The organism is Sinomonas sp. G460-2 (assembly GCF_047759905.1).
Classification (GTDB): domain Bacteria; phylum Actinomycetota; class Actinomycetes; order Actinomycetales; family Micrococcaceae; genus Sinomonas.
Genome location: NZ_JBKZWT010000337.1, coordinates 1 through 3805 on the forward strand (window position 1 = coordinate 1; position 3805 = coordinate 3805).

The following is a 3805-nucleotide window of genomic DNA, read 5'->3' on the forward strand; positions in this document are numbered from 1 at the left end:
GACGTGTACGACGGCGGCATGGCGGTGCGGCGCGAAGTCCTCGGCGACGCGCACGTCGACCGGGCCAACGCGAACACCGACGAGTTCACCGCCGAGTTCCAGAACATGATCACGCGCATCGCGTGGGGCGGCATCTGGACGCGTCCGGGCCTCACGCGCCAGATGCGCTCCGTCGCCGTGCTCACGGCGATGATCGCGCACGGCCACTGGGACGAGTTCGCGATGCACGTGCGCGCCGCGCTCCGCAACGGGCTCACGCGGGACGAGATCAAGGAAGTGATCCTGCAGAGCGCCATCTACTGCGGGGTCCCGTCCGCCAACACGGCGTTCAAGGTGGCGCAGAAGACCCTGGCCGCGATTGACGCTAGCGCTGACACCGCCCAGAACAACCAGGCCGGAAGCCCCGCCGCGGACGAGAGCGCCATCGATTCTGACGTTGAGAAGGAACAGCCATGACCGAAGCATTCATCTACGACGCGATCCGCACGCCGTTCGGCAAGTTCGGCGGCGGGCTCGCCGGGGTCCGCCCGGACGACCTCGCGGCGCACATGGTCCGCAGCATCGTGGACCGTGCCCCGGGGCTCACGCCTGAAGCGCTGGAGGGTGCGAATGGCAAGCACAGCGCGGTGGATGAGGTGATTTTCGGCAACGCGAACGGCGCGGGCGAGGAGAACCGCAACGTCGCTCGCATGGCCACGCTGCTCGCGGGCCTTCCGACCTCGATCCCCGGCACGACCGTGAACCGGCTGTGCGGCTCGTCGCTCGACGCGGCGATGATCGCGTCGCGCCAGATCGCGGTGGGCGACGCCGACGTCGTCCTCGTGGGCGGCGTCGAGTCGATGAGCCGCGCGCCGTGGGTCCTGCCGAAGACCGAGAAGCCGTACCCGGCCGGCGACCTGCAGCTCGCCTCGACGACGCTCGGCTGGCGGCTCGTCAACCCGAAGATGCCCTCGCAGTGGACCGTTTCGCTCGGGGAGGCGACCGAACAACTGCGCGAGCGCCACTCGATCGGCCGCGACCGGCAGGACGAGTTCGCCGCGCGATCGCACCATCTGGCCGATGCGGCCTGGAACGCGGGCTTCTACGACGAGCTCGTGGTCGCCGTCCCGGGCACCGAGCTCACGCGCGACGAGGGCATCCGCCCCGGCTCGAGCGCGGAGAAGCTTGCCGGCCTCAAGACCGTGTTCCGCCTCGACAACGGCGACCGCTCGGGCACGACCTCGGGCGGCACCGTGACGGCCGGCAACGCCTCGCCGCTCTCCGACGGTGCCTCCGCCGTGCTGCTCGGTTCGGAGGCCGCCGCCGGGACCCTCGGCCTCGAGCCGATCGCGCGCATCGCGGGCCGCGCGGCTGCGGCCAACGAGCCGCAGTTCTTCGGCTTCGCACCGGTCGAGGCCGCGAACCGGGCCCTTGCCAAGGCGGGGATCGGCTGGGACCAGGTGGGCGCCGTCGAACTCAACGAGGCGTTCGCCGCGCAGTCCCTCGCGTGCGTGGACGCATGGAAGATCGACCCCGAGATCGTCAACCGGCACGGCGGCGCGATCGCGATGGGGCACCCGCTCGGCGCGTCCGGCGGCCGGATCCTCGGCACGCTCGCTCGCAGCCTGCAGCGCAGCGGCGAGCGCTGGGGAGTCGCCGCGATCTGCATCGGCGTGGGCCAGGGGCTCGCGGTCGTGCTCGAGAACGTGACTGCCGCGAAGTAGCGTCGAGCGGCGCAGAGGAGGAACAGGTAGAGATGCTGGAATTCAAGGACACCGTCGCCGAGGCGGTCGCGGGCATCGAGGACGGCTCGACCGTGATGATCGGCGGCTTCGGCAACGCGGGGCAGCCGTTCGAACTCATCGACGCGCTGCTCGAGGGCGGCGCGCGGGGGCTCACGGTGGTCAACAACAACGCGGGCCAGGCCGACGAGGGCCTCGCGCTCCTCATCAAGGAGGGCCGCGTGCGCAAGATGATCTGCTCGTTCCCGCGGCAGAGCGACTCGTGGCACTTCGACGCGAAGTACCGCGCCGGGGAGATCGAGCTCGAGCTCGTGCCGCAAGGCAACCTCGCCGAGCGCATCCGCGCCGCCGGGGCGGGCATCGGCGGCTTCTTCACCCCGACCGGCTACGGCACCATGCTCGCCGAGGGCAAGGAGACGCGCCTCCTCGACGGCAAGTGGCAGGTCTTCGAGACGCCCATCCACGCGGACGTCGCGCTCATCAAGGCCCTCAAGGCGGACGGCAAGGGCAACCTCGTGTACCGCAAGACGGCGCGCAACTTCGGGCCGATCATGGCCGCCGCGGCGAAGCGGACGGTCGTCCAGGTCTCGGAGATCGTGCAGATCGGCGGCCTCGACCCAGAGAACGTCGTGACGCCGGGCATCTACGTCAACGCGATCGTGAAGGTGGGCTGAAAGCATGAGTGAAGTGTCGACGTCGTCCGTCCCCCAGAAGAGTGAAGCCCCCCTGGGCCGCGACGACCTCGCGCGGCTCGTGGCTCGGGACATCGCGCCCGGCTCGTTCGTGAACCTGGGCATCGGCCAGCCGACCCTCGTCTCCAACTACCTCACCGCCGAGCAGGACATCACGCTCCACACCGAGAACGGGATGCTCGGCATGGGGCCGGTCGCCGTGGGCGACGAGATCGATCAGGACCTCATCAACGCCGGGAAGATCCCCGTGACGGAGCTGCCCGGCGCGAGCTACTTCCACCACGCGGACTCCTTCGCGATCATGCGGGGCGGCCACCTCGACGTGTGTGTGCTCGGCGCGTTCCAGGTCTCAGCGGCGGGCGATCTCGCGAACTGGCACACCGGCGCGCCGGACGCGATCCCGGCCGTCGGCGGCGCGATGGACCTCGCGACCGGCGCGAAGGACGTCTACGTCATGATGACCCTGCTGACGAAGGACGGGATGTCCAAGCTGGTGCCCTCGTGCACGTATCCGCTCACGGGCGTCGGCTGCGTCACGCGTGTGTACACGGACAAGGCCGTCTTCCTCATCACGGACGACGGCGTGCGGGTGCGGGAGACGTTCGGCGTCACCTTCGAGGAGCTCGAGGGTCTCATGGACGTCCCGCTGCTCGCGGGCTGACGGCTACTGTGGCAGGGGCGGCCGTGCGCCGCATGACCGTCCCCTGAGCCGCATGACCGTCTCCTGTGCCGCATGACCGTCTCTGGGAGGCATGACCGTCCCGCACAGACGACGGTTATGCCTCTGATGGACGGCCATACGGCCTAGAGGACGGTTGTCGAGAGAGGAGAACGCGATGAGCGAGGCCGTGTCGCAACCCGGCGACCAGTTCGTGCAGTCCCTCGCCCGCGGGCTCGCCGTGATCCGCGCGTTCGACGCCGACCACCAGGAGATGACCCTCTCCGAGGTCGCGGCCCGCACGGAACTCACGCGCGCCACCGCGCGGCGCTTCCTGCTCACGCTCGTCGAGCTCGGGTACATGCGCACGGACGGCCGGCGCTTCGCGCTCACGCCCCTCGTGCTGCAGCTCGGATACGCCTATCTCTCGGGCCAACGGCTCCCCGAGCTGGCCCAGCCGTTCCTCGAGGAGCTCTCGCGCCGCGAGGGCGAGTCGACGTCGATGGCCATCCTCGACGGGACGGACATCGTGTACCTCACCCGCATCCACACGCGTCGCATCATCTCCGTGGGCATCTCGCCGGGGACGCGGTTCCCCGCGCACGCGACGTCGATGGGCCGGGTCTTGCTCGCGGCCCTGCCCCCGGCCGAGCTCGACGGGTACTTCGCGGCGGCGAGCCTCGAGCCCCTGACGCCACGGACGCTCACTTCGCGCGAGGCGATCGAGGCGGAGC

The 3805-nt window shown here is 70.2% G+C and carries 5 protein-coding genes; all 5 read left to right on the forward strand.

Annotated features, from left to right (window positions below; genetic code table 11):
• On the forward strand, window positions 1-456 hold a 456-nt coding region (gene pcaC, locus ACLN58_RS19280; protein ID WP_415856851.1), incomplete at its 5' end, for a 4-carboxymuconolactone decarboxylase.
• Window positions 453-1703: a thiolase family protein gene (locus ACLN58_RS19285; protein WP_415856852.1), complete on the forward strand. Its 1251-nt coding sequence runs from the start codon at window positions 453-455 to the stop codon at window positions 1701-1703. The genes pcaC and ACLN58_RS19285, both read left to right, overlap by 4 nt.
• Before the next feature lie 32 nt (window positions 1704-1735).
• Entirely contained in the window at window positions 1736-2395 is a 660-nt protein-coding gene (locus ACLN58_RS19290) for a 3-oxoacid CoA-transferase subunit A (RefSeq protein ID WP_415856853.1), read from the forward strand.
• A gap of 4 nt (window positions 2396-2399) precedes the next feature.
• Window positions 2400-3074 carry a 3-oxoacid CoA-transferase subunit B gene (locus ACLN58_RS19295; RefSeq protein WP_415856854.1) on the forward strand — a complete coding sequence of 225 codons (675 nt, stop codon included), beginning with the start codon at window positions 2400-2402 and terminating at the stop codon, window positions 3072-3074.
• A gap of 175 nt (window positions 3075-3249) precedes the next feature.
• Window positions 3250-3805: helix-turn-helix domain-containing protein (locus tag ACLN58_RS19300; protein WP_415856855.1), on the forward strand; the 556-nt coding region annotated here is incomplete at its 3' end.

Bases quoted from the DNA above. Each gene is read 5' to 3' on its own strand.
- ACLN58_RS19295 (WP_415856854.1), top strand. From the start codon at position 2,400: ATGAGTGAAGTGTCGACGTCGTCCGTCCCCCAGAAGAGTGAAGCCCCC.
- ACLN58_RS19290 (WP_415856853.1), top strand. From the start codon at position 1,736: ATGCTGGAATTCAAGGACACCGTCGCCGAGGCGGTCGCGGGCATCGAG.
- ACLN58_RS19285 (WP_415856852.1), top strand. From the start codon at position 453: ATGACCGAAGCATTCATCTACGACGCGATCCGCACGCCGTTCGGCAAG.